This window comes from Nonomuraea ferruginea (assembly GCF_039540635.1).
Lineage (GTDB): Bacteria > Actinomycetota > Actinomycetes > Streptosporangiales > Streptosporangiaceae > Nonomuraea > Nonomuraea ferruginea.
In genome coordinates, this window is record NZ_BAABFD010000017.1 from 129,106 (window position 1) to 155,652 (window position 26,547).

At 67.2% G+C, this 26,547-nt stretch carries 22 protein-coding genes, 4 tRNA genes and 2 pseudogenes; 13 read left to right on the plus strand and 15 right to left on the minus strand.

Translation table 11 applies throughout. From position 1 onward, the window contains the following. Positions 1–182 precede the first annotated feature (182 nt). Positions 183–1,283, plus strand: coding sequence for a PP2C family protein-serine/threonine phosphatase (locus tag ABD999_RS29785; protein ID WP_345482996.1), 1,101 nt, complete (start codon positions 183–185; stop codon positions 1,281–1,283). A gap of 94 nt (positions 1,284–1,377) precedes the next feature. Continuing rightward, positions 1,378–1,827, plus strand: coding sequence for a rhodanese-like domain-containing protein (locus tag ABD999_RS29790; protein ID WP_271277092.1), 450 nt, complete (start codon positions 1,378–1,380; stop codon positions 1,825–1,827). Between the two features lie 72 nt (positions 1,828–1,899). Here the strand turns inward: ABD999_RS29790 and ABD999_RS29795 are convergent, their stop codons facing one another. Both ABD999_RS29795 and ABD999_RS29800 read right to left on the minus strand, forming a co-directional pair. After that, on the minus strand, positions 1,900–3,270 hold the full coding sequence (locus ABD999_RS29795; RefSeq protein ID WP_271277091.1) for an AbfB domain-containing protein: 1,371 nt from the start codon (positions 3,268–3,270) through the stop codon (positions 1,900–1,902). A gap of 36 nt (positions 3,271–3,306) precedes the next feature. Further along, a complete protein-coding gene (locus tag ABD999_RS29800; protein WP_271277090.1) occupies positions 3,307–4,752 on the minus strand; it encodes an RICIN domain-containing protein in 1,446 nt (481 codons plus the stop codon). Positions 4,753–5,115: 363 nt separating this feature from the next. Here ABD999_RS29800 and ABD999_RS29805 point away from each other — a divergent pair, with 363 nt between their 5' ends. Together ABD999_RS29805 and ABD999_RS29810 are read left to right on the plus strand one after the other, a co-directional pair. Continuing rightward, complete coding sequence (locus ABD999_RS29805) at positions 5,116–6,426, plus strand: RICIN domain-containing protein (RefSeq protein WP_271277089.1); 1,311 nt, start codon at positions 5,116–5,118, stop codon at positions 6,424–6,426. Between the two features lie 33 nt (positions 6,427–6,459). Continuing rightward, positions 6,460–7,956 carry an RICIN domain-containing protein gene (locus ABD999_RS29810; RefSeq protein WP_271277088.1) on the plus strand — a complete coding sequence of 499 codons (1,497 nt, stop codon included), beginning with the start codon at positions 6,460–6,462 and terminating at the stop codon, positions 7,954–7,956. A 27-nt stretch (positions 7,957–7,983) separates the two neighbouring features. Here the strand turns inward: ABD999_RS29810 and ABD999_RS29815 are convergent, their stop codons facing one another. Continuing rightward, entirely contained in the window at positions 7,984–8,361 is a 378-nt protein-coding gene (locus tag ABD999_RS29815) for an EF-hand domain-containing protein (RefSeq protein WP_271277087.1), read from the minus strand. A 385-nt stretch (positions 8,362–8,746) separates the two neighbouring features. Here ABD999_RS29815 and ABD999_RS29820 point away from each other — a divergent pair, with 385 nt between their 5' ends. Further along, positions 8,747–9,121, plus strand: coding sequence for a YciI family protein (locus ABD999_RS29820; protein ID WP_148035268.1), 375 nt, complete (start codon positions 8,747–8,749; stop codon positions 9,119–9,121). A 19-nt stretch (positions 9,122–9,140) separates the two neighbouring features. On the opposite strand, the gene ABD999_RS29825 is transcribed toward ABD999_RS29820, so the two are convergent. Genes ABD999_RS29825 through ABD999_RS29840 form a run of 4 tightly spaced genes read right to left on the minus strand, consistent with a single transcriptional unit; the run spans position 9,141 to position 12,726 of the window. Continuing rightward, positions 9,141–9,851, minus strand: a complete 711-nt coding sequence (locus ABD999_RS29825; protein WP_271277086.1) for a DNA alkylation repair protein — start codon at positions 9,849–9,851, stop codon at positions 9,141–9,143. Positions 9,852–9,868: 17 nt separating this feature from the next. After that, positions 9,869–11,404, minus strand: a complete 1,536-nt coding sequence (locus ABD999_RS29830) for an MFS transporter (protein ID WP_271277085.1) — start codon at positions 11,402–11,404, stop codon at positions 9,869–9,871. Continuing rightward, entirely contained in the window at positions 11,401–11,901 is a 501-nt protein-coding gene (locus tag ABD999_RS29835) for a GyrI-like domain-containing protein (RefSeq protein WP_148035271.1), read from the minus strand. The genes ABD999_RS29830 and ABD999_RS29835 overlap by 4 nt, the downstream gene beginning before the upstream one ends. A 36-nt stretch (positions 11,902–11,937) precedes the next feature. Beyond that, positions 11,938–12,726 (minus strand): SDR family NAD(P)-dependent oxidoreductase, encoded by a 789-nt coding sequence (locus ABD999_RS29840; protein ID WP_271277084.1) that lies wholly within the window; start codon positions 12,724–12,726, stop codon positions 11,938–11,940. Between the two features lie 208 nt (positions 12,727–12,934). Between ABD999_RS29840 and ABD999_RS29845 the strand changes: the two genes are divergently transcribed. After that, entirely contained in the window at positions 12,935–13,540 is a 606-nt protein-coding gene (locus tag ABD999_RS29845; protein ID WP_148035272.1) for a response regulator transcription factor, read from the plus strand. 375 nt (positions 13,541–13,915) lie between these two features. Here the strand turns inward: ABD999_RS29845 and ABD999_RS29850 are convergent. Both ABD999_RS29850 and ABD999_RS29855 read right to left on the minus strand, forming a co-directional pair. Further along, positions 13,916–15,253 (minus strand): annotated as a pseudogene (locus ABD999_RS29850) (histidine kinase); the annotation flags it as partial. Between the two features lie 518 nt (positions 15,254–15,771). After that, positions 15,772–16,503 (minus strand): alpha/beta fold hydrolase, encoded by a 732-nt coding sequence (locus ABD999_RS29855; RefSeq protein ID WP_271277083.1) that lies wholly within the window; start codon positions 16,501–16,503, stop codon positions 15,772–15,774. Positions 16,504–16,770: 267 nt separating this feature from the next. Here ABD999_RS29855 and ABD999_RS29860 point away from each other — a divergent pair, with 267 nt between their 5' ends. Further along, a complete protein-coding gene (locus tag ABD999_RS29860) occupies positions 16,771–17,196 on the plus strand; it encodes a hypothetical protein (RefSeq protein ID WP_219550606.1) in 426 nt (141 codons plus the stop codon). Between the two features lie 1,297 nt (positions 17,197–18,493). Then, positions 18,494–18,631, plus strand: a complete 138-nt coding sequence (locus tag ABD999_RS29865; RefSeq protein WP_222709223.1) for a hypothetical protein — start codon at positions 18,494–18,496, stop codon at positions 18,629–18,631. Here ABD999_RS29865 and ABD999_RS29870 read toward each other — a convergent pair. The 3 genes from ABD999_RS29870 to ABD999_RS29880 all read right to left on the minus strand — a co-directional run bounded on the left by ABD999_RS29870 (position 18,616) and on the right by ABD999_RS29880 (position 21,089). Beyond that, positions 18,616–19,437 (minus strand): alpha/beta fold hydrolase, encoded by an 822-nt coding sequence (locus ABD999_RS29870; RefSeq protein WP_148035276.1) that lies wholly within the window; start codon positions 19,435–19,437, stop codon positions 18,616–18,618. The two genes, ABD999_RS29865 and ABD999_RS29870, sit on opposite strands and share 16 nt — an antisense overlap. Positions 19,438–19,809: 372 nt before the next feature. Further along, positions 19,810–19,885 (minus strand) — tRNA-Lys (locus ABD999_RS29875). Between the two features lie 49 nt (positions 19,886–19,934). Further along, positions 19,935–21,089 carry an acyl-CoA dehydrogenase family protein gene (locus ABD999_RS29880; RefSeq protein WP_271277082.1) on the minus strand — a complete coding sequence of 385 codons (1,155 nt, stop codon included), beginning with the start codon at positions 21,087–21,089 and terminating at the stop codon, positions 19,935–19,937. 93 nt (positions 21,090–21,182) lie between these two features. Here ABD999_RS29880 and ABD999_RS29885 point away from each other — a divergent pair, with 93 nt between their 5' ends. After that, complete coding sequence (locus tag ABD999_RS29885; RefSeq protein WP_148035278.1) at positions 21,183–21,482, plus strand: PspC domain-containing protein; 300 nt, start codon at positions 21,183–21,185, stop codon at positions 21,480–21,482. Here the strand turns inward: ABD999_RS29885 and ABD999_RS29890 are convergent, their stop codons facing one another. Both ABD999_RS29890 and ABD999_RS29895 read right to left on the minus strand, forming a co-directional pair. After that, positions 21,483–22,757, minus strand: coding sequence for an MFS transporter (locus ABD999_RS29890; RefSeq protein ID WP_271277081.1), 1,275 nt, complete (start codon positions 22,755–22,757; stop codon positions 21,483–21,485). Positions 22,758–22,866: 109 nt separating this feature from the next. Next, positions 22,867–23,217: a metallopeptidase family protein gene (locus tag ABD999_RS29895; RefSeq protein ID WP_378525304.1), complete on the minus strand. Its 351-nt coding sequence runs from the start codon at positions 23,215–23,217 to the stop codon at positions 22,867–22,869. Between the two features lie 33 nt (positions 23,218–23,250). On the opposite strand from ABD999_RS29895, the gene ABD999_RS29900 reads away from it, so the two are divergent. The 4 genes from ABD999_RS29900 to ABD999_RS29915 all read left to right on the plus strand — a co-directional run bounded on the left by ABD999_RS29900 (position 23,251) and on the right by ABD999_RS29915 (position 25,124). After that, positions 23,251–24,810 carry a metallophosphoesterase family protein gene (locus ABD999_RS29900; protein ID WP_148035281.1) on the plus strand — a complete coding sequence of 520 codons (1,560 nt, stop codon included), beginning with the start codon at positions 23,251–23,253 and terminating at the stop codon, positions 24,808–24,810. After that, positions 24,811–24,883 (plus strand) — tRNA-Glu (locus tag ABD999_RS29905). 87 nt (positions 24,884–24,970) lie between these two features. After that, a tRNA-Asp gene (locus ABD999_RS29910) sits at positions 24,971–25,045 on the plus strand. A gap of 5 nt (positions 25,046–25,050) precedes the next feature. Next, positions 25,051–25,124 (plus strand) — tRNA-Phe (locus ABD999_RS29915). 531 nt (positions 25,125–25,655) lie between these two features. On the opposite strand, the pseudogene ABD999_RS29925 reads toward ABD999_RS29915, so the two are convergent. Continuing rightward, positions 25,656–26,488, minus strand: a pseudogene (locus ABD999_RS29925) (tyrosine-type recombinase/integrase). Positions 26,489–26,547 lie beyond the last annotated feature (59 nt).

Consider the following 26,547-nt stretch of genomic DNA (forward strand, 5'->3'; position numbering starts at 1 on the left):
GCCACCACCGAATGTCATCGCGACGTCACGAGAGGTGAGCGACTGGGATGAAAGCCTTTCCCAAGACCTGTCCATCTACCTTTTGGCCCCCGTATCGGAACATGTAGACAGAAACTGTGAGATATGGGGGAAACCCGCATCTTCGGGGGCGTCTCTCACTGCAACGGAATCACGCGCTGGCGGTGATTCCGCTGGCCATGATCGTGGTCATCACGGTCGCGGACCTGCTGTCCCCCAGCGACATCCACTTCGGAGCTCTGCTGGTGGCGGCCCCGGCGATCACGGCCTCCTTCGCGGGAGCGTGGTTCACGGGGGTGATCGGGCTTCTCGCGATCACGGGCGAGATCATGATCGGCGTCCATCACAACCGCCTGGGCACCGAGAACATGCAGTCGGAGCTCATCGCCATGATCGCGGTATCGGCGTTCGTGGTGGTCTTCTGCCTCATCCGGGACCGCGAGCGGCGGGTCCTGGTGCAGGTGCGCTCGGTGGCCGAAGCCGCGCAGCGGGCTCTGCTGCGGCCACTGCCGGAGTCGCTGGGCACGCTCCGGCTGGCCTCCGTCTACCTGGCCGCCGCGGCGGAGGCCCGGGTCGGCGGGGATCTGTACGGTGCCGTACGCACCGTGAACGCCACCCGCCTGATCATCGGCGACGCCCGGGGCAAGGGCCTCACCGCCATCTCCGACGCCGCCGCTCTCGTCAGTGCCTTCCGCGAAGCCGCCCGCCGGGGCCTGTCCCTGCCGGAGCTCGTCGCCGACCTTGAGGACAGCGCCGGGTTCAATCCGTACGATTTCGCCGGGGAATGGCCGGCAAGCGAGGAGACCTTCGTGACCGCGGTCGCCCTCGACATACCAGACGACGAACCGGTGCTCACCCTGGTGAACTGCGGCCACCCGCCGCCGCTGCTGGTGCACGCCGGGGAGGTCACGCCGCTGCAGTGCGAGAACCCGGCGCCACCGCTTGGTCTGGGGGACCTGTGTGACCACGGGTACGCCGTCTGCTCGTTCCGGTTCGACGAGGGCGATCTCCTGCTGCTCTACACCGACGGCGTCACCGAGGCGCGCGACGCCGCCGGGGTCTTCTACCCGCTGGCCGACCGGATCGGCGCCTGGACGCAGGAAGCCCCGGAAGGGCTGTTGAAACGGGTGTGCGACGACCTCCTCACCTATACCGGCGGACGTCTCGGCGACGACGCCGCCATGATCGCGATACGCCGCATGCCGGTCGCGGACAGCGGCGGCGCGTACGGACCGGCCGCCACGAGCGGCGCGCGCGCGTTCTGAGGCCCCGCGCGGGTAACCTTGTTGATCGTCAAGGTGGCGGGTCCGACTCCCGTCCGCCCGCGCCGACCAGGGAGCTTCGATAGACATCGACGAGGTGCTGGCTCAGGCCCGCACGGGGCTGCGCCGCCTGAGCCCACCCCAGGCATGGTCGGCGGCGGGCCGGACCGACAGCTTCATCGTCGACACCCGGCCCGCTTTCCAGCGCTGCGCGGGAGAGGTCCCGGGCGCCATCGTCATCGAGCGCAACCAGCTGGAGTGGCGGCTGGACCCCCGGTGCGAGGCCCGCATCCCCGAGGCCGAACACGCCCGCATCCAGTGGATCATCCTGTGCGACGAGGGATACTCCTCCAGCCTCGCCGCCCGCTCGCTCCAGGACCTCGGCCTCCACCGCAGCACCGACGTGATCGGCGGCTTCCAGGCATGGCACGCCGCGGGGATGCCGATCGTCCTCCGCGAGCCGCCGACGTCTCCCCGGCGCCCGGGCGAAGGCCCGTCGGCCATGGAGACGGCCGCCGTCGAGAAGGCCCTGCCGCAAGGCGCCTGACAGATCCTCGACGGATCCCCACCGGCGCTGACCGAGGGCCGGACTCCCCGGCGGGACTCCGGCCCTCTGGTCTCAGCCGGTGACGCGGAAGGTGGCGTCGGCCCGAGCGGTCGTGGTGCTGACCGGGTCGATCCTGAGCAGGTAGTCGGCGTGCCGCAGGTAGCGGTCCGGGAAGTTGTACGACTGGAACGACGCCGCCGACGAGTCGGCCAGCCCGGCCACCCGCCGGAACGTCGCGTCGGCCCGGAACGTCGCGCTGCCGTCGTTCCGCGCCAGCACGAGGTCGTAGTTGTAGTGCCGCAGGTAGTAGCCGGGCAGGTTCGCCGCCTCGAACGACACGTACGCGCCGCCCGTGTCGGCCAGCCCCGGCACCATCCGCCACTGCGCGTCCGCCGCCGGGCTCACGTTCGGGTCGATCCGTACGTCGTAGTCGGCATGCCGTACGTACCGGTCCGGGAAGTTGTACGACTGCAGCCGATTCGCGGCGATGGTCGGGGTGCCGACCCCGGCGCTCGTCTGCGTCACCCGGCGGATCGTGCCGTCGGCGTTGTAGGACAGATACTCGAGCGCGATCGACCGCTTGTAGTTGCCACCGCCGGCGCGGGCGTTGCGGTGGTAGGCGATGTACCACTGGCCGTTGTACTCGGCCATCGAATGGTGGTTGGTGTTGACGTTGACGCCTTCGAGGATGACGCCCCGGTAGGTGAACGGGCCCAGCGGGCTGCTCGCCGTGGCGTAGGCGATCTGACCCGGCCAGCCCGTGGAGTACGAGTAGTAGTAGACGCCGTTCCTCTTGTGCATGAAGCCGGCCTCGGCGAAGCCGCTGCCGCCGCTGATCGTCACGTTCTGGATCGCGCCCGTGGTGGAGATCATGTCCGAATTCAGGCGGACCACCTTCGGCGCGCGGGCGCCGCCGAAGTACAGGTACGCCTGCCCGTTGTCGTCCACGAACACCGCCGGGTCGATGGGCTCCTCACCGGTGTTGGCGTCCCGCCCCTTCTCGATCAGCGGGGTGCCGCGGGGGTCGCTGAACCCGCCGGTGGGCGACGTGCTCCTGGCCACGCCGATCCTGGTCCGGTCGGTCGGCAGGTACAGGTAGTAGTACCCGTTGCGCTGGGTCGCCGAGGGCGCCCACGCGTACCGCGTCGCCCACCCGAACCCGCCGACCGAGAACGGCGCGCCGTGGTCGGTCCAGTTCACCAGGTCGGCCGACGAGTACACCCGCCAGGCGTTCGAGTCCCAGTACGTGCCGCTGTTGCTCTCGTCGTCCGTGGTGTAGACGTACACGCGGTTGTTGTAGACGTGCATCGACGCATCGGCGGCGAACCGGTTCACGATCGGGTTCGACGCCTGGGCAGGCGCGGCGGGTCCGGCGACCAACGTCGCCGCCACCAGTGAACACACCGCGAGCAGGCGCGCCGCGGCGAGTGCGAGTCTTCTCATGGCATGGCTTCCTGGTCATGTCGCTACGGCCGAGGATCAGGATTGGGTACGGGACCACTGCTGGTTGGTGCCGCTGCCGCAGGTGTACTGCTGGATGTCGGCGCCGTCGGCCGTGGACGCGTTGACGACGTCCAGGCACTTGCCGCTGTGCCGTGCGACGATCCGGAAGTAGCTCCCGGTGGCCTGCCACTGCCATTGCTGGTTGGAGCCGCCGCCACAGGTGTACTGGATGACGTTGGCCCCGTCGGCGGTCGAAGCGCCGGCCACGTCCAGGCACTTGCCGCTGTTCTGGTTGACCAGCCGGTGGTAGCCGCCGCCGATGTCCTGGAACTGCCATTTCTGGTTCCCGCCGCCGTTCCACGGATACTGCTTCACCTCGGCGTTGTTCGCCGTCGACGAGCTGACGACGTCCATCACCTTTCCGCTGCCGCGCCCGGTGATCCGGTAGTACGGGGAGGTGCCGCCGCCGGAGACGACGCCGGTGGCGGCGTCGATGGTGATCTGGGGATACCAGGTCAGGCTCATGCTGGTGGCGGACGGGAACGTGATCGGCAGCCAGACGTACTGGGAATCGTTCACCGGCCCGCCCCAGGCCCCCGCCCAGCGATCCCCCATGTACAGGTAGCTGGTGGTCGACGAGCCCTGGATCGGCAGCACGTACGTCGGCTGGGAGCTGAACGTCGTGCCGTCGCCGACGTTGGTCCACCCGGTCCATGGACCGGAGATGCTCGACGCGGTCGCGTATCGCGCCTGGTTCGGACTCCACCCGGTCGCCCCTGAGGTCAGCAGGAAATAGACGCTTCCTCGTTTGAACATGGCCGGGGCTTCCCGGTGGGCGTCGTTCCAGAAATTGCCCACCAGCGTGCTGACGTTCAGATAGTCCGTCGTGAGCCGGTAGATGTGCAGGTCGTAGTTCTCGTCCGCGGCCGAGATCATGTAGGCGGTGCCGTTGTCGTTGAAGAGCGTGATGTCCCTCGACATGTGCCCGAGCGGACGGAAGCTGCCGTGGTAGGTGTACGCGCCGTCCACGGTGGCGGAGGAGGCGACGGCGGCGCGGGCCTCGCTGTAGTCGGTGCCGTTCTCCTTGTGCATCCACATGACGAATCTGCCGGTGGAGCTGTTGTAGATGACCTTCGGCCGCTCGATGTTCGCGACGTTGAGCTCGGGGTGCGACGACTGGGTGAGGACGTCGTTGCGGAACTCCCAGTTCCGCAGGTCCGTGGACCTGTAGACCGAGACCGCCCGGAAGGTGTTGTCGGGATTGCGGTTCTCCCCGAACCAGTAGTAGTAGCCGCCTTCCCGCAGCACGCCGCCGCCATGGGCGTGCAGCGCGTTGCCGCTGGTGTCCAGGAACTGGGTGCCGTTGGTGATGGTCACCGGAGCCGCGCCGGCCGGGGCCGCGGTCGCGGCATGGCCGACGACGGCACCGGCGAGCAGGAGGATGGCCGCGAGCGAGCGGCGTAAGCTCACGAGTCGGTTCATGCTGATCACTTCCCTCTGTTCCGGCGGTTGGCGTGGCGACCGGGTGTTCCACGGGGGCACAATGTTTGCGTTAACATCACCACCGGCCCGAGGGTCACATGCATGTTTACGGCGTGTTTTCCCACATGGAAAAGGCTGACAGCCCGGTTGTCAATACCTCGCCACGAGACGATTCCGCCTGCGGTCAACCGTCCACGAATGAACGGGGTATTGACCGGCTCGACATGAGCGAACACACTGATGTAACGCCGACGTAACGACCGCACTCCCGCGCACGCTTGGCGCACCGACCACCATTCGACGCCTTCGTGAATGGATCAGCATGATGTTAGCGCTAACAATTCATGGCGAGGGAATTCACCCGTGAACAGACGACTGAAGGTCAGACGCTGGTTGGCCCGGCTCTGCCTCGTGGTGCTCACCGCCGCCGCCGCCGGGGCGTCGGTCGCCTCACCCGCACAGGCCGCGCCCGGCTACGTCTACACCACGTTCAAGGGAGACGCCGCCGCCGACCAGGAGCTCTGGGTCTACTCGTCGGCCAACGGCACGAACTTCGGCGTGCTGGCCGACACGAACTACCGCGGCCCGTCCGGCGTGCTGCGCGACCCCAGCATCATCCAGCACAACGGGCTCTACTACATCGCCCACACCGTCGAGTCATGGACCACGAACTCCACCCACTTCAACATCGCCTCCAGCCCCGACCTGGTCAACTGGACCCACGTGACCAGCGTCAGCTCCGGCGTCGCCAACACGCGCTTCACCTGGGCGCCCGAGTTCTACGTCGAGGGCGGCACCGTCCGGATCATCGTGAGCATCGCCCAGACGACGTGCTCCAACTGTTTCCGTCCGTACATCTTCACCGCCCAGAACGCGTCGCTCACCTCCTGGAGCGGACCGGCGCAGATGGGTGGTCTCGGCTACAACTACATCGACACGTACGTGGTGAAGTCGGGTAGCACCTATCACGCCTTCACCAAGAACGAGACTTCCAAGTACATCGAGCACTGGACCAGCACGAGCCTCACCAGCGGGTGGAGCAACCAGGGCCAGTTGTGGAGCTCGGGCTACGAGGGACCGGCCGTGTTGCGGATGAGCGACGGCTCCTGGCGCATCTGGATCGACAAGTACACCAACGGCGGCATCTGGACGGCCACCAGCTCGAACCTGAACTCCTGGTCGGGCCTGAGCCAGATCACCTGCCCCGGTTGCCGCCACGGCACGATCCTGCCGGTGGCCGACGTGCCCGCCCCCGCGCCGGTCCACCGCGTGACCAACCGCAACAGCGGCAAGGTGGTGGACGTCGTGTCGGCCTCCACCGCGAACAACGCCGAGATCAAACAGTGGACCTGGAACGGCGGCGGCAACCAGAAATGGGAGTTCCAGGACGCCGGCGGCGGCTACTTCCGCGTCGTCAACCAGAACAGCGGCAAGTGCCTGGACGTGGCCGGCGCTTCGACCGCCGACGGGGCCAACGTCATCCAGTACACCTGCGGCGGCGGCACCAACCAGCAATGGCAGTGGCAGGCCACCGGGAGCTACTTCCGGATCGTCGCACGGCACAGCGGCAAGTGCCTCGACGTCGTCGGCTCCGGCACCGGCGACGGCGCCGACATCCAGCAGTACGCCTGCGGCAGCGGCACCAACCAGCAGTGGAGCCGCACCCAGGTCTGACCCAGGAATTCAGATCCAGTGATTGGGCATGCCATGAGACTGATCAGCTGCTTATCCTCGGGAAACACCCGGTCGTCACGCCGGTCGCTGATCGCCCTCGTGGTGACGGCGCTCACCGCGGCGGCGAGCCTCGTCATCCCCGCGTCGCCGGCCGCTGCCGCCACCAGCCAGTTCAGGGGCATGAACTGGGCCGTGCTGGGTGACAACTTCAGCACCGGCACGCTCGTCCTGCACGGCCTGAGCCAGTCCGACAGCAACGCGACAGTACGGGCGAAAGCCAACGCCCTCTACGACGACATGGCCTCCACCATGGGCGTCAACACCGTCCGGCTGCCCATCAACACCCACACCGTGGCCAACACGACCTGGTGGAACGCCTACCGCGGCGCCATCGACGCCGCCACTGCCCGTGGATTCAAGGTCATCCTCGCGTACTGGGAGGACGGCGCCGCCTCCGGCGGCAGAATCACCGACCTCGCCGCGTGGAACACGATGTGGTCCAGCGTGACCAACACGTACGGCTCGAACGGCAACGTCTACTTCGAGCCGATGAACGAGCCGCACGGCTACACCTCGGCGGAGTGGCGCGACGTCGCGGCGAACTGGCTCGGCTATCACACCTCGGCGGTGCCCGGCCGGGTGCTCATCGGCGGCACCGGCTACAGCCAGGACCTGCGGGACGTCTGCAACGACAGCCGCTTCAACGCGACGCTGCTGTCCTTCCACCACTACGCCTTCTTCTACAGCGCGATGACCTACGACGCCTTCCGCAGCCACATCCAGACGCGTCTGGGCAACTGCGCCTCCCGCGCGGTCGCGACCGAGTTCGGCGCGCCGATGGCCACCGGCCTCGACTACGGCGACGCGAACAGCACCGACAACTTCGTGCGCCACATCCGCGCCATGGCCCAGGTCATGCGGGACAACCAGATGGGCGGCACCTACTGGCCCGCCCTCGGCGGCAAACCGACCGGAACCAGCGGCTACGACCACTACTCGATGTACGGCCTGACCGGCAGCGGCACCGATCTCGGCCTGACCGTCCGCAACCCCTCCGGCGCCGACCGGATCCGGTACGCCTGGGGCGACGCCGTCGGCCCCACTCCCCCGCCGACGTACTACCGGATCGACGTGCGCCACAGCGGCAAGGCCATGGACGTCCAGCAGCCGAACACCGACAACGGCGCGCGCGTCGGCCAGTACACGTACGGCGGCAACGCCTGGCAGCAGTGGCAGTTCCAGGACGCCGGCAGCGGCTACTGGCGCGTCGTCAGCCGCCACAGCGGGAAGTGCCTCGACGTGGTGAGCGCGTCGACCGCCGACGGCGCCGAACTCATCCAGTACACCTGTGGCACCGGCACCAACCAGCAGTTCCAGATGGTCGCCAACGGCAGCTACTTCCAGCTCCGGGCACGACACAGCGGCAAATGCGTGGACGTACCGGCCGCGTCGACCGCGGACGGCGTGATCCTCAAGCAGTATCCGTGCAACACCGGCACCAACCAGCAGTGGTCACGCACCAACGTCTGACGATCGCTCGAGACCTGTTCCTAGGAATCAGGCCGCGGGAGGTATCCCGAAGACGTGGCTTCCGGGCGCCGCAGGGTCGTCGCCCACCCAGAACTCTCTCCAGTGGCGGATGAACTCCGTACGGGAGACGGTGCCGTCACCATCGGCGTCGAGTCGGACGAACACGTCGGTGGTGTCGGTGGGGCTGCCGTTCCACGCCTCGATCATGCGTTGGTACTCGGCCGGCGAGATCCGGTCGTCGCCGTCCTCGTCGATGGCCTCGAACATGGCCTCGGCGGTGGCGTCCACGGCGTCCGGCGTCCGGCCGAGCAGATCCACCACGGTGAGGACGTCGTCGAGCGTGACCGACTCGGGGTCGCGGGAGCGCTCGGCGAGCGTTCCCCACCAGCCATGCATGATCGCCATGAGGTGCTCCTCATCACCGGCCGCGCGGATGGACGCCCAACGCCCCGCTAGGGCATCGAAATCGCTCTCGCGCAGCACGCCGTCACCGTCGACGTCCATCGCACCGAAAACGAGTTGCACCTTGCCCCGCTGAAATGTGCTCGCCATGCCCCGATCGTCCCCGGCCTCACGCCGGGCAACTCCTGTCGCAACGGTTCCCTCCCCTTCTGCATAAGGTGACGGAATCATCGCTATGAGTAACCGGCTGAACATGAATATCTCACTGGTGTCCGATGAAGAGCGCACTACACAACCCTCGGATGAAGCGGCAATCTGAGGCAGGAGCTAGACGCCCCGACGAACTTCGACATGAAAGAAAACGGCCTGCCGAGCTGAGAGAAGATCGATGAGATTCATGATCATTCGCCGGGCCGGGGCAGACACCGAGGCGGGCTTTCCACCCGGCCGCGAGTTCGCCGCCAGACTGCGGGTCTATGACGAGACCCTGATCAGGGCCGGAGTGCTTCTGACCGCCGGGAGGCTGCGTCCAGAGAGCCTGGTGGCGCAGATCGCGCGTCACGGTGGCGAGGCCGTCGTGACTGCCCGGCCATCGCTCGACACTGAATGGATCGCCGGATTCTGGCTGATCCAAGCAAAGGACAGAGCGGAGGCCGTCGAGTGGGCTCGCCGTGTTCCTGTGCCGGGCCGGCGAGTGGGCGTCGGGGTAGAAGTATGGCAGTGCGCATCGAGGCCCTGGCGTGACTCGCCGGAATGCCTCTGATGCGCACTGAGCACGAAGCCTATTGAGACCCGGCAGATCGTTTCGCCGCTCCCATGTAATGCGCTCTGAGGTCGCTGCCGAGGTGTTCGACGGCGTAACGCAGGGCGGTGCGGGGCATCGTTGCGGCGTGCCGGTCAAGGAAGGCGAGCAGGCGCGCAGGCTCCCGCTTGCCGGCCTCGCGGATCCATCCGCCGTAGGCCTTCTGCACCAGTTCAACAGGATCATCGGCCAGGATCTCGGCGATGCCGAAGGTGTCGCCGAGATCGTCGTGCCGGATGAAGTAGAAGGTGGCGACAATGGCGGTGCGCCGCTCCCACCACTGCGGGGAACGGGCCAGCGTATACAAAGGGGCACGCGACTTGTCGTACAGATAGCCTCCGACGACATGGGGCGCGGCCAGGTCCACCAGGTCCCAGGTGTTGATGCGATCGTGGCGGCCCATATAGAGGTCGTACAGCTGCGCGCGACGCGACTGGGGCGTGCGCTTGCGGCGGGCCTGCTTGTCCATGATGCTGCACGCGCCGACCCTGACCTCGTGCACGTCGCGTTCGAGGAGATTGGCGATCTCGTCCGGAGGCATGTCGATGAACTCTCTGGCGAGAGCGAAGACGTCGCGCATACGGACACCGAGCACGGCGCCCTGCTCTGAGATACGAACACGGCGCCCTTCCGGCACTGGCAGGGCCGTCAATCGCTCGGTGAAGACGTCACTGGTGGGGAGGGCTGTCATGTCGTTCTTCCTACCCTCTACTGGGCGGCAGGCGGTCCGAAGGGTGGGATGCGCCGCAGGGTCGTCAACGCCAGCACCGCGATGCCGGCGAATGCCAGCGCACACACCGCCGCTGTGACGTTGAGGCCGGAGGCGAACGCGTCGCGTGCCGAGCTGATCAGTGCGTCGCCGATGCCGGTCGGCTGTCGCTGTGCCACGGCCACCGCCTCGGCCATGGTCTCGGCGGCCGCTCTGCCCGGCGCCGTGTTCGCCAGCGCCGGGGGAACCTCGACCGCCGATGTGTAGATCGCTGCCCCGAGGCTGCCCAGGACGGCGATGCCGAGGGCCACGCCGAGTTCCCCGCTCATGGACTGCATGGCCGAGGCGGAGCCGGCCCTCTCCGGCGGCGCGGCAGGGACCACGAGACGTCCGGCCAGCGGACCGACCGGGCTGACGCCGACGTAGACCACGGTGAATCCCAGCAACAGGATCGCCGGCCCGCCGCCGGGTGTCACTTGCGTCAGGACGACCATGCCTGCGGAGGCGATCGCCGCTCCGGCCGCCACCACGTGGGCGGGACGTACCCGCTGCGCGATCCCCTGGCTGACGAAGATTCCGATGACGAGGCCGAAGGTCGGCACCAGCATCCACAGGCCGGCCGCCAGCGGACTCAGTCCTTCCACCGACAGCAGATACTGGGCCACGAAGAAGCCGCTCCCGCTCTGCAAGGCGCCGACCAGCAGGGAGATCAGCAGCGCGCCTCTCACCTCCACGATCCGGAAGAGCCCGAGGTCCAGCATCGGGTGCGCCAGCCGGCCCTGGCGCACCACGAACACGACACCCGCGAGGGCCCCTGCCAGCGTGAGCGCGACCGGACCGGGCGACCAGCCGGATTGAGCCAGCTCCTTGAGCCCGTAGACCAGCGGCAGAACCGCCACCAGGGACAGCACCACACTCACTGGGTCCACGCCGGGCGCGCCCGGGTCCCGGCTCTCCGGCAGCAGCCGGGGACCCGTGACGACCAGCAGCAGCATCACCGGCACCGCGACGAGGAAGGCCGCACCCCACCAGAATGCCTGCAGCAGCGCTCCTCCTACGAGGGGTCCCAGGGCCACCCCCGCCGTCAGGGCCGACGCCCACACCGAGATGGCGACGCCCAGTTGTCGCGGGTCGCGGAACATGCCGATGATGAGCGCGAGGGTCGAGGGCATGATCGTGGCGCCGGCGACCCCCAGGAGAGCGCGCGCGGCGATGAGCACCTCCGTCGAGGGGGCGTACGCCGCGAGTGCCGACAGCGCGCCGAACGCGGTCGCCCCGAGCAGCAGCAGCCGGCGACGGCCGATCCGGTCCCCCACGCTGCCCATGGTGATGAGGAAGCCCGCGATGAGGAAACCGTAGATGTCGGTGATCCACAACTGCTCGGTCGCGCCGGCACCCAGATCCACGGTGATCTGAGGCACGGCCAGGAACAGCACGCTGATGTCCAGCATGGTCAACATCGTGGGCAGACACAGGACGGCCAGCGCGAGCCATTCCCGGCGGCCCGCCGTGGACCTGGCGATCATGTCTGTCATGCGCTGTTGAGGGGTTGGACGAGCTGAGTGCGCCATGTGGACGGGGCCGGCCACGCCGCGGGATCAGGGCGGTGAGCGAGGTCGATCCAGGTGTAGATCTCCCACGCGCCGCCCTCCGGCTTGTACGGTGCGGTCCGCGTCCACGCCTGCAGCCGGTCGTAGGCGCCGCCCAGCCGGTCGTGCGCGCCGAGATGCCAGGTGGTGACGGCCGGCCCGCCGGGAAGCTCGCCCATGGCGACTTCTCCTCGGCTCGCGGCCACACCCTGCACCGGAACACCGACCTCGACGTCGGTCTCGACGTCGCCGAAGGCGTGATAGCGCACGTACGGCGGCCCGGCCGGGCGCACGCCGTGCTCGCCGAGGTGAGCCCACAGCGCCGCCAGGATTTCTGCCTGGGTCCGGGGCAGCTCGGCGACCGGGACCGTGCGACGCACGCTGATGACGGGCTGCGGGGCGACGGTTTCGAAGGCGACGGTCTCGTCGTGTCCGTGGTTCATCGTTCTCATCTCTGCTCGAGTGCCTGGCTGGAAGGGTCAGCTGGGGAAGATGCCGCTGGTGGCGTTGACGAAGGCGCCGGTGATCGCGCCGGCCCGGTCGGAGACCAGAAAGGCGGCCGTCTCGGCGACATCCGCCAGCCGTGGAGCGCGGCCCAGCATGCTCAGCCCACTGATCACCCGGTCGATGTCCTCGGCTGACATGCCGGAGGCCCGCCGCGTGGGATTGTGCTCCAGGAATCGCGGGGCGAAGCTCTCGGGCAGGCCCGCCGTCCACAGGCCCAGCACTCGCACCCCGCGCGGGCCCACCTCGGCGGCGAGATTGCGGATGAAGGTGTCGGTGGCGGCGTCGGCCGGGCCGCTGGCCCCCATCATCGGGCTGCCGTGAGCCGAGCCGCTGTTCAGTGTCAGAATCACGCCATCGCCCTGGTCGGCCATCACCCGCGCGGCGGCCCGGGCGGTGACGAACGCCGCCGTCAGACCTGCGGTGATGGGCCGGACGAAGTCGTCGGTCGCCATGTCGATCAGCGGAATGCCCTGCACATCGCCACGCGAGACCAGGTTCACCGACACATCGACCGAACCGGCCAGCGTTCGCACCTCCTGTACGTGCTCGTTCACCGATCGCTCGTCCAGCGCGTCCAGCACGGCTACGTGAGCGCTGCCGCCCGCGGCCTCCACTTCGGCCGCCGTACGCTCAAGCGGCTTCCGGGTCCGTCCCACCAGGAACACCCGCGCGCCCTCCCGGGCGAAGGTCAGAGCGAATGCGTTGCCGATCGGCCCGCTGCCGCCGTAGATGACGATGTTCTTTTTCGCCAGCAACATCATCGATCCTTTCAGTGATTTCAGGTGTACCGATGTGAGCTTCCCCCGGCAGCAGGTAAGGAGGTAAGTGCGCTGATCACCAGCCCTTGATGAATACGTCACGGAGGCGCCTGTGAGTCAATCAAAAGGTGATGCAATTCGCCTGGCAGCGAGGCGCTAAAATCAACGTGTCAATACTGAAGTCACCCAGCCTCTTTCGTCGGGGACGGATATGATAAGAATCATCATTGCGGAAGACGTCCGAATTCTGCGTGACACCCTTGCCGCCGTCCTCGGCCTTGAGGACGATTTCGATGTCGTCGCCACCGTCGAGCGGGGGGACGACGTGGCCGGGACCGCCGCGCGCCTACGCGCCGACGTGGCCCTTCTCGACATCGAGTTGCCCGGCATCGACGGCTTGACCGCCGCCGCCCAGGTGCATGAGCTGCTGCCCTCCTGCCGGGTCCTGATGCTCACCGGCATGGCGCGGCCGGGCTATCTGCGTCGCGCCCTGACCGCGCAGGTGGCCGGCTTCCTCCTGAAGCACTCGCCGCCGGAGGATCTGGTGAAGGCCATTCGCAAAGTCGCCGCCGGTGATCGTGTGGTCGACTCTTCACTCGCGATGAGGGCGTTGGAGACGATGACCAGCCCTCTCGCCGAGCGAGAAACCGACGTGCTGCGGATGGCCGCCACCGGTGCGGAGCCTCAGGAGATCGCCGCCGCTCTGTCTCTCAGCCTGGGCACCGTCCGCAACTATCTCACCTCCGCGGTCGTCAAGCTGAGTGCCAGGAACCGCATCGACGCCATCCGCATCGCCACGGACGAGGGCTGGCTCTGACCCGTCGTCGAGCGGGATCTCCGTGGTGAGGACATGAACGTCACCGACGACGCGCCGGTCCGACGACCCGTGCAGGACGCGCACGCGAGCGGCGAAACTTTCCATGCCGAGGCCCTGGCTCCCGGCACCCGCCCCCGCACCATTGTTCGACAGCGCCAATCGGACGTGATTCCCATCGCGCTCGATACGGACTTCGCACCTGTCACCGCTGCTGTGCCGCAGGATGTTCGTGACGCCCTCGCGCAACAACGCTGCCAGCTCTGTCTGGAAATGAGCGGACATCGGCACATGGGTGTAGTGGGCACGCACGTCGAAACCGCCTGCCAGCAACAGGGACCGGGCCGACTCGAAGGCTTCCGCGAGAGACTCCTGCCGGTAACCGTGTGCAACGGTCCGGATGTCGTCCAGGGCCTCGCGTGCGGCGGCGACGCCTTCGGCCATCTCACGTTCGGCACGCTCCCTGTCCACCGTCAGCAGTCGTCCTGCCAGGCCGGCCTTGAGCACGACGACCGACAGGCTGTAGCCGAACAGATCATGGAGGTCACGAGCGAAACGCAGGCGCTCGCGAGCCACTTCCGTGCGCGCGAGCGCCTCTCTCACACCACGCAACTCGCAGGTCATCCGCGCCATCCGCGCCAGGCCGTAGACGACCAGAGCGCGCTCGCCACCCCACACCACCCGCGAGAGCTGGTCGAACACGTCGGCCTCGCCCAGGCCGCCACCCCACAAGAGATACACGGCGTTCTGCACAAGCAGGAGCCCCGTGGCCGCCCAGCGCAGCCATCCACGCAGCAATATCAGGGTGAGCCCCGGCAAGAAGGCAACGACGTGCCACGCCTGCAGACCGTAGAACGCAACGGGAACGAACGCGATGACCGCCTGGATCAGCAGCGTCCAAGGCCAGTGCGGAGGCCGCCCTCCAGTCCCGTCCATCAGACAGTGCCACAGATAGAGCGCGGTGAAGGACACCAGCAGCAGGCCGAACGCCCATCCTCCGGCGGCGGAAAGCCCCGCCTCGACCGCGAAACGCGCCGACTCCGGGACGATCATCAGGCAAACGGTGACACCGCCGAGGAAGTGCACGTACGCCGGGCTCATGTCATCGGCCGGCGGCCGGACCCGGGCATGCGAGTCGCGACGGGCGTGTGACATCGCCCTGGTCTCATCGAGCGTGGACCGAGCCGTATCCAGTGCCCGCTCCAGCTGGCCGCGGGCTTGCTCGGTGCCGGTCGAGGCCAGCATGGCCTCGCCCGCGGCGATCACCGTACGCAAGCTGTTCCCCACCCGGCCGTTGAGCTCGTCGGCGAAGGCCCGGCGCTCCCGCGTCACCTCGGCGGCAGCCAGCTCAGCACGGGCGTCGTACCTGTCGGCAACCAGATCGGCCACCCGGACGCTGCCGTACAGCGCGATGGCGACGAACGCGGTATGTCCGAAAACCAGATTCGCCACCTCGCCCGGAGAGGCATCGACCGTCCACCAGGACCATCCCTGCACCGCCAGCACGCCGGCGAACCCCGCCCAACCGAGGCGGACCGGCCTGACCAGCAGCAGGACCGCGGCCGCCAGGAAGCCGGAAGTGCCGCACCAGGAGCCGGCCTCCCAGATCAGGCCGACGCCCGTAAGCGCGGTCTGAGCAAGCAGCGACCAGCGCCAGCCTCGCGGCCGTCGCCCACGCGCCGGCAGCACGCAACTGTACAGATACAGCGCGAACATCGTTGCCTGGGCGCCGATCCCGGCCGCGAGCAGAACGCCGGGCGGCTCGTTCGCGAGAAGGCCGGCGAGACCACCGAGCGCGAATCCCACGCCGACGACGACGGCCACACAGCGCGCCAAGCGCAACGCGGATGCCGGCTCCGCGAACTCCTTGTCCCCTCGGCCGTCGGCGAGTTCTGATTGGTCCTGGCCGTCCACCGGTACGCCGTTGTACGCGAGCACGTTGCCCCTCCCACGCGTTCTGAGGACTCGGCATTCCTCATGTCCTGCTCTTGCTGACGCGTCGAGCGGCCAGGGCGCGGATCGACATCCCGCCCGCGTGCGGAGTGGCCGCGGTGATCACCCTCGGAATCACCCGCAGGTGGCCCGGCACGGTTGCGGCGGCCCTGGCGGCTTGGCAGGAGGCGGCCCTGATAGCCGTGGGCCAGGGTGCATTGCCGCTTACGTCGCCCGATTCAGCTTGGGCGTGTTGGTCCCGGGAGGCAGCGTGATGGCGCGGAAGCCCAAGAACAGGACACTCACATTCTGTCGGCCAGAATCTCAGCGAACAGGTCCGGGCGCTGCAGGGGTATGCCATGGCCGCATTCCGGCACGAAGGTCATTTGGCTGCCCGGAAGGGAGTCGTGGATGTTCCGTGCGGAGTCGTGCATGAGCTTCCGCTCGTGCTCGCCCACCATCACCAGCGCCGGGTTCTTGAAGTCGGCCCAGCCGGTGGGAAGGGTGAAACGGATGTTCTCGCCGACGCTCGCGAGAAGAGTCTCACGGCTTGTGCGAGCGCTGTCGCGAAGGTAGTCGGTCAGGAGTTCGTCCGGGATGAACAGTTGCTTCGCCTGGAGCTTCGCGAACCACCGTTGCCGTGCGAGCGGTGCGGTCGCGCCGAGGAGCCCCAGGGTCGCCTGCGGGAACGGAAGAGGCTTCGCCTGCGCGCTCACGACGACGGCACTGGTGACGAGATCAGGCCGGGTAGCGGCGAGGAGGATCGTGAGCTGCGCACCCAACGAGAACCCCGCGACCATCGCGCCGCCCGGTGCGCGCTCTTCCAGGACCCTGGCCACGGCCTGGGCGGTCATCTCGTGTGACCGATACGCTTCCTCCGCACTGCGTCCGTGACCGGGCAGATCGGGAACGATCACTCGGGCTTTCGCTCCGAGCCGCTCCAGCGTCGGTCGCCACATCCATCCCGCGACGCCGCCACCGTGCAGTAACAGAATAGGAGGAGCGTGTGCGTCACCGGCCTCACGGACATACATGCCCCCCATCCTCCCACTGCCGACCAAACCGGACGGGTGTAGCTCTTCCGCAGTGACTGATCGATCAAGCCGTGAGGGAGTATCCGTCCTGGTAGCCGCTCCGGTGGACCCGTTCGTGTTGCCGGGCGAGGTGAAAACGCCAGGAGTCGTGGAGATCACCATTGGCGATCAGAGCGCGGAGCTTCAGGCGCGACGGCTGTGGCGGCCTGCGCAGCGTGGTGATGACCTGGCCGGTATGCCCGGGCCGGCAGTGCCAGGGCGTGCCCGGTGTTCTTCCTGTCGCAGATCGGTCAGGCGGTAGCGCTTGTCCTCCCTGTGGAAAACGCGCTCAAAGTGTTCGCCCTTGTCGCTGCCAAGGGAGTCATCGTCGACACCCGGGCGATTCTTCGTGGCTCGATGTCCATAGGATGGCGTCGGCAAACCGCGAAGAGCCTTGCTCTTTATCGAGTGTCGTTCACTTCCTGGCTGGTCCTGCTTTCGGCCGTCTTGGGGATAGCGCCGTCGCGGTCAGGCGCGGTCTACGGCCTGTTCTTCGCCGTTCCGCTTATCATTTCGGTTACCGCCGGTGATGTTTCAGCTCTCGGCAAGAGAGCGATGGACCGCTGGTGGCACTGCGTTCGTTACGCACAGGCGCTCGGCGTGCTCGTCATGGTCGCAATATCGGGATGGATGGCTTCCGCATGGCTGCTTTGAACTACCGAACCGCTACCGCCATAACGCTCATGTCATGCGGAACCATAGCTGCGTTGAGCCTGACGGCCTGTTCGCAAGGAGGGGCGCGCACGGAGGCCACAGATGCCGCCACGGCACCATGTGATGACACGGTGCGCGATCGCGTGGACATTCCCGGAAGCGATGGCCAGCCAGGGGTAGGCGCAACCGACATCTGGTTCGTCGCTCCTGTGTCAGGAGGTTGGAGTTCCTCGGCCGTGCGGGTCCCGGAGGGCTATCAGATCAAGCGTCCACTATGGACGACCGGCACGAGGCTTCCCACGGTTACCGTTGAAGAAGTGGCGGGTGACAACGTGGGCTCGGCTCAGCTGATGCCTACGGCGGACGGCTTGCCGGGCCCCATACCGGCGTCGTTGCAGTTCCCTTCACCAGGTTGCTGGCGTGTGGTGGCGAAAACGGAGCGTGGAGAAGCTCGCATCTTCATCAGGGTGCAAGAGGGAGACCGGTCCTGAAGGACGTTCGATTCGGTGAACGGTTTCGTGTTCTGAGCTGCCATTCATTGAGGTAATCCCAGCAGGCGCGTTTCGGCCCTGATCTCTCACGATCGCGACCGAGCCCTCTTGGGGTCGAGTTGATCAAAGTGTCGGGTGCCGGCTTCCGGGGCGAGACTCTGCTTCCCCGGTGATGGCGGGTGTGGAAGGGTGGCTCATGGCCTGGCTCCTGGAATGGTCACAAAAACAGCACTCCGATGATCTTGGGCAGCATGTCGCTGTAACGAATGGGTGAGCGGCGCGTGGGGGACTCCCAGCGGTCCGGCAAGAGATCAGCAGCATCAACAATGCCGGTGCCATCAAGCTGGACAAGGCCAAGCGGCCCCAGGCTCTGGTGTGGACCAAGCAACGGGGGGAGACATTCGTCGCCGAGTTCGCCGAGCGCCTGGCGGCCGTGAAGGCGGAGAAGGGCGGCAAGAAGATCAGCGCCGTACGGGTCCGGGAGGCTCTCGAACTGCCGCCGTCACCCGTGATGGTCTGGACACCGGTCCAGCTCGGCGCATTCCTCGACGTCGCGGCCCAGCATCGGCTGTACTCCTTCTTCCCCCTCATTGCTTTCCGTGGCCCGCGCCGTGGCGAGGGTTGTGGCGTCCGGTGGGAGGACCTCGACACGAACGAGCGCACGCTGGTCGTGGCGAAGCGACTCGCCCAAGTCGGATGGGAGTTGGAGGAGGGCGAGGCCTGCCGCCGATCCGTTTGCACGACCTACGGCGCTGCGCAGCGACGCTCGCTCATGCGGCCGGCGCCGACACGAGATGGTGTCCACGATGCTGCGCCACGGCTCGACGATTCTGACCGAGAACACGTACACGACAGTGCTTCCGGAGCTGGCCCACGAGGCAGCCCGGCGCTCGGTGGGCCGCGTCGGAAAATCCAGCGGCTCACCCGTTCAGGCCTTCCTGTGATGTCGGCGGCAGCCCAACACCTCATCGACCGCCTGAATAATGATCTCGGGTTGCTCGAACGGAATCTGATGACTGGCCCGCTCGGCGACCATCACTTGCCCATGTGGGGACTGGCTGGCCAGAGCGCGATGGTCGGCGTTCAGATGCTCCAGATGCGCTTTGGGCATGCGCGGCCGCTTGCCTGCCGTGATCACACGGATGGGCACAGGCGGCAACCCGCTCTCCTGACGCGCCTGTGCAGCCTCGTTCATGGCATTCTGCATCCCGGCCAGGGTGTCGGCCAGTTCGCGCAGCGACCGCGCATCGGTGCCGCCGAACATCGCACGCAGACGGAGCAGCCTTGGGGCTAGGAGGAAGGAGAGGGCGCGTACGAGCGCCGAGCCCGGCGGTGTTCCGCTGGCGGTCGGATCCACGAAGACCAGCCCCGCCACATCAGTGGGATGGCGGGCGGCATAAAGCTGGGTCACGAGCCCACCGTAGGACCAGCCCACGAATACCGCCGGCAGTTCAAGGTGCAGGGCGCGAAGAAGCCTACGCAGGTCGTCGGCCATCTCGGTGACGGTACGGGCCTGCGATCCGCCGGAGCGGCCGACGCCGGCCCGATCGTAGGTCACTACAGTGACACGCTCGGCCAACGCGAGTTCCAGTTCCTCTCCCCAGGTTCCCACGCCCTGGCCTGAGCCACCGCATTCGAGAACCACTGTGGGGCCTTTCCCGCGGACCTGGGCGCATAGTGCATGATCGCCTAGGTCGATCAGTACCGGCGTCGGTACATCGTTGTTTCCGGGTTTCTCATCCCTTCCCATGACGTCAACTTAGATTGACCAGCGCGTGGGCGTCAACTGTTGTTGACGATTGAGTTCGGAGTGAGTGTTCTGGAGTCATGCGGCGGCAGGGCGGTGGTCGACGCGTTTGTTGGGTTGCGGCGTGGCGGGCGTGCGGCGATGCCCCGCGCCATCGCTTGACTGGCTGCGGCTGCACGACTTGCGACCTGCCTGCGCGTCCTACCTTCTGGCAAGCGGGGCGTCCCCTCGCACGGTCATGAAGACACTCGGCCACAGCTCGGATGATCTCCAGCACGATCAAGGGCCGGACTCCCTCCACGGGAATCCGGCCCTCTTGGCTGTAAAACTGGTTGTACGACTCCACCCGACAAGATCAAGGAGAGACGTAATAGCTGGTAGGGCGCCCGGGGCTCGAACCCGGAACCTACGGATTAAAAGTCCGCAGCTCTGCCAATTGAGCTAACGCCCCCTAGCAACAGCCAAGCGTACCGAGGTTACCGCCAACCCCGCGACGCCCTTTACCGGTATGCCGCCAGCCCCGTCAGCGCCTCGCCCAGCACCAGGGTGTGGATCTCCTGGGTCCCCTCGTACGTGAGCACACTCTCCAGGTTGTTCATGTGCCTGATCACAGGGTACTCCAGCGTGATCCCGTTGCCGCCGAGAATGGACCGGGCCTGCCGGGCGATGTCCAGGGCGGAGCGCACGTTGGCCATCTTGCCGAAGCTGATCTGCCGGGGCTCAAGCTCACCCGCGTCCTTCAGTGCCCCCAGGTGCAACGCGGTCAGCCCCGCCTGGGCCAGCCCCACGTACATCCACGCCAGCTTCTCCTGGGTCAGCTGGAAGGCGCCGATCGGCTTGCCGAACTGGACGCGGGTCTGGGCGTACTCGACGGCCGCCTCGACGCAGGCTCGCGCGGCGCCCACCGCCCCCCACAGGATCCCGAAGCGCGCCTCGGACAGGCACGACAACGGCCCCTTCAGCCCTCGGACCCCGGGCAGCACGGCCGACTCGGGCAGGCGCACGTCGTCGAAGTAGAGCGATGACGTGACCGATGCCCTGAGGGACAGCTTCTTGTGGATCTCAGGGGCGGAGAAGCCCGGGGTGTCGGTGGGGACGACGAAGCCGCGCACGCCGTCGTCGGTCTGCGCCCACACCACCGCGACGTCCGCGACGGATCCGTTCGTGATCCACATCTTGGAGCCGTTGAGCACCCAGTCGGAGCCGTCGCGCTTGGCGTACGTGCGCATGCTCGCGGGGTCGGAGCCGTGGTCGGGCTCGGTCAGGCCGAAGCACCCGATCGCCTCACCGGCGGACATCCGGGGCAGCCATTCCGATTTCTGCTCGTCCGACCCGTACCGCCAGATGGGGAACATGGCCAGCGAGCCTTGCACCGACACGAACGACCGCAGCCCCGAGTCGCCGGCCTCCAGCTCGCGGCAGGCCACCCCGTACGAGGTCGCGTCCGTGCCGGCGCAGCCGTAGCCCTGCAGGTGCATGCCGAGCAGGCCGAGCGAGCCGAGCTCGGGCGCGAGCTCGCGCGCCGGGAACGTGGCCTCCTCGAACCAGTCTCCGACGTGCGGCAGGACGCGGTCGGCGACGAAGGAGCGGACGGTGTCGCTGATCAGCCTCTGGTCACCGTCGAGGCGGTCGTCCAGGCGCAGCAGATCGTCCATGACGTGCTCCTCTCCTCGTTATAGGGGGCTACCAGGGTTCTACCAGGGGCAATCCTGATGTGCGAATGCCAGGGTTGAGGGCAGTCTTGAGTCATGAGCGAATATCACAGCAGCAAGCAGTTGCGCAGGACCCACAAGGGCCGGATCCTCGGCGGCGTCTGCTCCGGCGTCGGCGAGTACGTCGGCATCGACCCCAACATCATCCGCATCGGCCTGGCGATCGTCACGCTCTTCGGCGGCCTCGGCATCGGCGTCTACGCGATCGGCTGGCTGCTCCTGCCCGAGGAGGGCAAGGACACCTCGATCGTGCAGGACCTGCTGGCCAAGCAGCAGCAGAAGAGCAGCAGCACCGGCAGCCCCTGGACCGAGGACGACCACAAGCCGCGGCAGTGATCAGGCAGTGGCCTGCGCGCGCATCCTGGCGCCGCGCGCGTCGGCCCAGATCACGGTCAGCACGACGGCGGCCGTGAAGCCGGTGATGCCCGACAGGGCGACCACCGGCTCGGGCCCGAGTCGTTCGGCGGCGTAACCGCCGATCAGGATGGCGATCCCCTGCACCGCCATCAGGCCGGAATGCACCAGGCCGAACGCCTGACCGCGCTGGCCGTCGGGCACCCGCTGGACGAACGCCGCGTTCGCCGCGAGCTGGTAGGCACCCCCGACCCCGGATAGAAACCATGCCGCCAGCACCACCTCCAACGGCGGCCGCATCGCGGTCACGACGAGCGGCGCGCAGCTCAGCATGGCCAGCCACCCCATCAGCCGCAGCCTGCCCGGCGGCGAGACGAACCGGCTGAACAGGAACGCGCCCACCACGGTGCCGGCCGGCATCGCCGCCATCAGCAGACCGGTGATCACCGGGATGGGCATGACGCCGGTGTAGAGCGCGACCGCGTACGGCACCGCGATGCCTTCGGGCAGCACGTAGAAGCCGCACAGCCAGGCGAAGAGCACGAGCGTGCGCAGCTTGCGGTCACCGAAGACGAGTCTGGCTCCGGCTCTGGTCATCGCCCACATGGACGGCCTGGCTCCGGGACGGCCCGGAGCGGGCCGCCGCCGCACGCCGGTGACCAGGATCAGCGCCGACGCCAGGAAGGTGGCGGCGTTCAGGGCCAGGGCGCGGTACGGGCCCATGGCGGCGATCATCGCGCCGCCCGCGGCGAAGCCGAGCATCTGCACGGCCTGGTTCGTCATGTTCTGCAATGCAGAGCCGACCACGTACCGGTCGCCTGCGAGCACCTCGGGCAGCACGGCCGCGCGCGCGGCCGAGAACGGCGCGCTGAGCAGCACGACGAGGAACACCAGCGCGCACAGCACAGGGAAGGGCATGAAGGGCAGCGCCATCACGCACACCAGCCCGGCCCGCAGCAGGTCGCAGACCAGCATCACGCCCCGGCGCGCGAACCGGTCGGCCAGCCCGGCCAGCAGCGGCCCGCCCAGGATCGACGGCAGGTAGGTGAGCGCGTAGACGGCGGCGGTGGCCAGCGCCGACTTGGTGCGGTCGTAGACGAGAACGGCCAGCGCCACCTGAGCGAACTGGTCACCGAGCAGCGACAGGCCCTGTGCGTACCAGAGCGCTCTGAACTCTTTGACGGCGATGACCTCGCCATAGGTGGCCTGGCGCTCAGTGGATCGCCTGTGCCGCCCCGTCAGCCGTCGCGCCCGCATGGCCCCCACTGGACTCCGCTGTGCCTGACTCACAGTGTTGAATATGTCACCTAAGGTGCCCGATCAATCGGCAACGTGCAACCCAAAGCAGCGCGTCCTGTGCAAAGAGTTACCAGCCCAGCTCGTGCAGGCGGGCGTCGTCGATGCCGAAGTGGTGGCCGATCTCGTGAACCACCGTGATCCGTACTTCCTCGATCACTTGCTCTTCGGTGTCACAGATCTGACAGATCGGATTGCGGTAGATCTCGATCCGGTCGGGCAAAACGGCTGAGTACCAGTCGCCGCGCTCGGTGAGAGGAATGCCGGTGTACAGGCCTAGCAGGTGGGGTTCCGGTGGATCGTCGACGACGGTCACGACGACGTTGCTCATGACCCGGGTCAGGTCGGGCGGGATCGTGTCCAGCGCCTCGGACACGAGCTCATCGAACTTCTCCGGCGAAACCTCGATCACAATTGTCATTCTGCCTCTCGGCTCGGGTATCCAAGAAAGCGTATGAACTTCTCGGACGTGCTCAAAAAGGTCATCCAGTCGAGAGTGACCAAGGCTGCGGCGGTGCTCCTGGTGGCCGCGGCCGGCGCCTGGCTGGGCATTTTCCTGAGCGGCACCGTACGAGCGCAGATCGGCCCGGTCGAGACCGGCATGACCGTCCGGCCGTCGTGGACCGGCGAGACGATCGTGGACGCCAGCCCGCTGGGCACGCTCACGTTCCGCAGCCACGACGCGCCCCTGACGCTCCGCATCACCCTGGAGAACATCGACCAGGAGCGCGCCCGCCTCCTCCTGGAGGACCCCAGGCTGACCGACCGGCTGCCCGGCATCATCGAGCGCGACCTGATGGACGGCGTGGGCGAGCTCGCGATCCGCTCACTGCTGTGCGCGGGCGCCGGCGCGCTGCTCGCGGTCCTGATGGTGTTCAGACGCCCGCTGGTGGCCCTGGCGGGTCTGATCGCGGCGTCGGTGGCCCTGGCCGGCACGGGGATGTTCGCGGTCCGTACGTTCCAGCCGAGCTCGCTCGTCGAGCCCCGCTACTCCGGCCTGATCGCCGCCGCGCCCTCCCTGGTGGGCAGCGCGGAGGCCATCGTGACCAGGTTCGAGTCGTACCGCGCGCAGCTCACCAAGCTTGTGACGAATGTCTCAAAGCTGTACGAAGCCGTCTCGACCCTTCCTCTGTACGACGCCGACGACCGGTCCATCCGGGTCCTGCACGTCTCCGACATCCACATCAACCCGATCGCCTGGAACGTGATCCGCTCCCTGAAGGACCAGTTCTCCGTCGACCTGATCATCGACACCGGCGACATCTCCGACCACGGCACGCAGGCGGAGAACAAGTTCGTCGAGGAGATCGGCACCCTGGGCGTCCCCTACGTGTTCGTACGCGGCAACCACGACTCCAAGGCCACCCAGCGCGCGGTCGCGAAACAGAAGAACGCCATCGTCCTCGACGACAAGATGCGCAACGTGGAGGGCCTGGACATCTACGGCCTCGGCGACCCCCGCTTCACCCCCGACAAGACCACCGCGGTCAACCCGGACCCCGCCTCGATGGAACAGTTCGGCCGCGACCACCGGGCCGCCGTCGAGGACGCCGACCTCGTCGCCGTGCACGACGACATCGTCGCCCGCGGCTTCTCCGGCACCACCCCGCTCGTCCTGTCCGGCCACGCCCACGTCCGCAAGACCACCATGCTGCCCACCGGCACCCGCGTCATCGTCCAGGGCTCCACGGGCGGCGCCGGCCTGCGCGCCCTCGAACACGAGGAACCCACCCCCGTCCAGGCGTCCGTTCTGTACTTCGACAAGGAGACGAAACGCCTGCAGGCCTGGGACGACATCACCCTCGGCGGCCTCGGCGAGCAATCGGTGTACGTCCAACGTCACGTGGAACCCGACCCGGCACGTACAATCTCCCCAGAGCCAACGAGCGCCCCGTCGCCATCGGGAACGGTCAACGGCCCGACCACGCCGGCCAACGGAATGCCGCTTTGGCATGAGGGGCGATCGTCCCCTATGCTTCAGAGGTCTCCGACGGAAGGCGACAGGGAATCCTGAGCCCCCATCGTCTAGCGGCCTAGGACACCGCCCTTTCAAGGCGGCGGCACGGGTTCGAATCCCGTTGGGGGCACTGCGAGCGCGAAGCGCACCGCGAAACGGATGGTCTGAGGCCACCGGGGAGCTGGTAAGCTAAGCGAGCGCAAAACGAACGAAGCAAGGTCCTGTAGAGCAGTTTGGAGTGCTCGCCACCCTGTCAAGGTGGAGGTCGCGGGTTCAAGTCCCGTCAGGACCGCTCTAGGTCAGGTAGCTCAGTTGGTACGAGCGTCCGCCTGAAAAGCGGAAGGTCGGCGGTTCGACCCCGCCCCTGACCACATCAACTGACCAGCAAGAATGCCCCGTAGTGATCATCGCTCCGGGGCGTTTCTGTGTCTGCTGACGGCAACCCTGACGGCAACGTCCTCTACCTGTAGCGTCGCGAGCAGTTGAGAGATCCCCAGAGATTCCCGCGCGACTTGCGGGACATGTGGGCATAATGTGATCCATGGGAGGGCGCGCGCGCCGCCGGAACCGGCGGCCCACACAGCCGCGGCCTGTCGATGCCCTCATACCGGGTCTGGCTGCGATGGGGGCCGCAGCCGCTGGCTTCGATGAAGCGCCCACGCCATCCCAAATAGGGTTCATGCTCCTCTCCGGTGGCATGACCAGTTGGATCGCCTGGCGCGGGGCACGGTGGAGACACGACGATAAATCGTCGCCCAAGCGTGGTGTTGCCCTAAAAAGTCCTAACAAGCTAAGTTGCGCTAGCCTGCCCGAAAGCAGGAGGTTGACAGCTCTGGCGGCTTGAAGTCCCAGGTCACAGAGCTAAGGGGCCTTCCCGAGTGAGGGAAAACCCCTTAAGACTTCTATTGGAGTGAATCTCCGAGCCGTCGACGTGCTTTTCGTTTCTCATCGAGAGAAGCATGGGCATAGATCGTCATGGTGACCTCGATGTCGCTGTGGCCGACGATCTCGGGCACGATGTGCGGCGGGACGCCGAGGTCCAGGAGGAGGCTCACGCAGGTGTGCCTCATGTCGTGAAGGCGTATCTCACCGAGGCCGGCGGCCTGACGGACGGCTCCCCAGCTTCGGTGGGGATTGTCGGGTTCCATCGGCGTTCCCGCCGAGACGGGAAGACGAGCCCGTGATCCTCCCAGTCAGGCCAGGCGTCTGACCCCTCGGCGAACTGCTGCCTACGGTGCTCCTTGAGAGCATCGACACAGATCACGGGCAGCGGGATCGTGCGTTCGGAGTTCTCCGTCTTGGGACGGACGAACCGGAGCTCGCCACCGACGCGCTGGAGAGTCTGGACCACCTCCAAAGTGCCCGAGTCGAGGTCGACGTCCTCCCAGCGAAGGCCGAGCAGTTCCCCGCGCCGCAGGCCGAGGCAGAGCGCCAGAACGTACAGCGCGTGGAACCGATCCTCACGAGATACCCTCAGCACTCGTCGCGCCTGCTCGGTCGTCAGACCATGGTTCACCTTGTACGAGGGCACGGAGACCGTGACGAGCTTCGCGACGTTCCGCGGAATGATCTCCTCACGTACGGCCCGTTCGAGTGCATTCCGAAGGACCGCGTGGATGGACTGGATCATCCGTGTGGACAGATACGACCCCGCAGCATTTCGGAGCCTCAAGGGCGCAGCAGGTGAGCCGCTCACGGGAGGCGTCCCATCCGTGCTTGCTTGCAGCACTGGCATTCCTTCCGGACGCGGTTGATGAAGACCCGAACGTCTCGCTACCCGTCGGCGGAATCAGG

Coding starts and splice junctions, on each gene's coding strand:
- ABD999_RS29795 (WP_271277091.1), bottom strand. CDS start 3,270: ATGAGAAGACTCGCACTCGCCGCGGCGCGCCTGCTCGCGGTGTGTTCA.
- ABD999_RS29800 (WP_271277090.1), bottom strand. CDS start 4,752: ATGAACCGACTCGTGAGCTTACGCCGCTCGCTCGCGGCCATCCTCCTG.
- ABD999_RS29810 (WP_271277088.1), top strand. CDS start 6,460: ATGAGACTGATCAGCTGCTTATCCTCGGGAAACACCCGGTCGTCACGC.
- ABD999_RS29815 (WP_271277087.1), bottom strand. CDS start 8,361: ATGGCGATCATGCATGGCTGGTGGGGAACGCTCGCCGAGCGCTCCCGC.
- ABD999_RS29820 (WP_148035268.1), top strand. CDS start 8,747: ATGAGATTCATGATCATTCGCCGGGCCGGGGCAGACACCGAGGCGGGC.
- ABD999_RS29825 (WP_271277086.1), bottom strand. CDS start 9,851: ATGACAGCCCTCCCCACCAGTGACGTCTTCACCGAGCGATTGACGGCC.
- ABD999_RS29830 (WP_271277085.1), bottom strand. CDS start 11,404: ATGACAGACATGATCGCCAGGTCCACGGCGGGCCGCCGGGAATGGCTC.
- ABD999_RS29835 (WP_148035271.1), bottom strand. CDS start 11,901: ATGAACCACGGACACGACGAGACCGTCGCCTTCGAAACCGTCGCCCCG.
- ABD999_RS29840 (WP_271277084.1), bottom strand. CDS start 12,726: ATGATGTTGCTGGCGAAAAAGAACATCGTCATCTACGGCGGCAGCGGG.
- ABD999_RS29845 (WP_148035272.1), top strand. CDS start 12,935: ATGATAAGAATCATCATTGCGGAAGACGTCCGAATTCTGCGTGACACC.
- ABD999_RS29855 (WP_271277083.1), bottom strand. CDS start 16,503: ATGTATGTCCGTGAGGCCGGTGACGCACACGCTCCTCCTATTCTGTTA.
- ABD999_RS29865 (WP_222709223.1), top strand. CDS start 18,494: ATGCTGCGCCACGGCTCGACGATTCTGACCGAGAACACGTACACGACA.
- ABD999_RS29870 (WP_148035276.1), bottom strand. CDS start 19,437: ATGGGAAGGGATGAGAAACCCGGAAACAACGATGTACCGACGCCGGTA.
- ABD999_RS29880 (WP_271277082.1), bottom strand. CDS start 21,089: ATGGACGATCTGCTGCGCCTGGACGACCGCCTCGACGGTGACCAGAGG.
- ABD999_RS29885 (WP_148035278.1), top strand. CDS start 21,183: ATGAGCGAATATCACAGCAGCAAGCAGTTGCGCAGGACCCACAAGGGC.
- ABD999_RS29890 (WP_271277081.1), bottom strand. CDS start 22,757: ATGCGGGCGCGACGGCTGACGGGGCGGCACAGGCGATCCACTGAGCGC.
- ABD999_RS29895 (WP_378525304.1), bottom strand. CDS start 23,217: ATGACAATTGTGATCGAGGTTTCGCCGGAGAAGTTCGATGAGCTCGTG.
- ABD999_RS29900 (WP_148035281.1), top strand. CDS start 23,251: ATGAACTTCTCGGACGTGCTCAAAAAGGTCATCCAGTCGAGAGTGACC.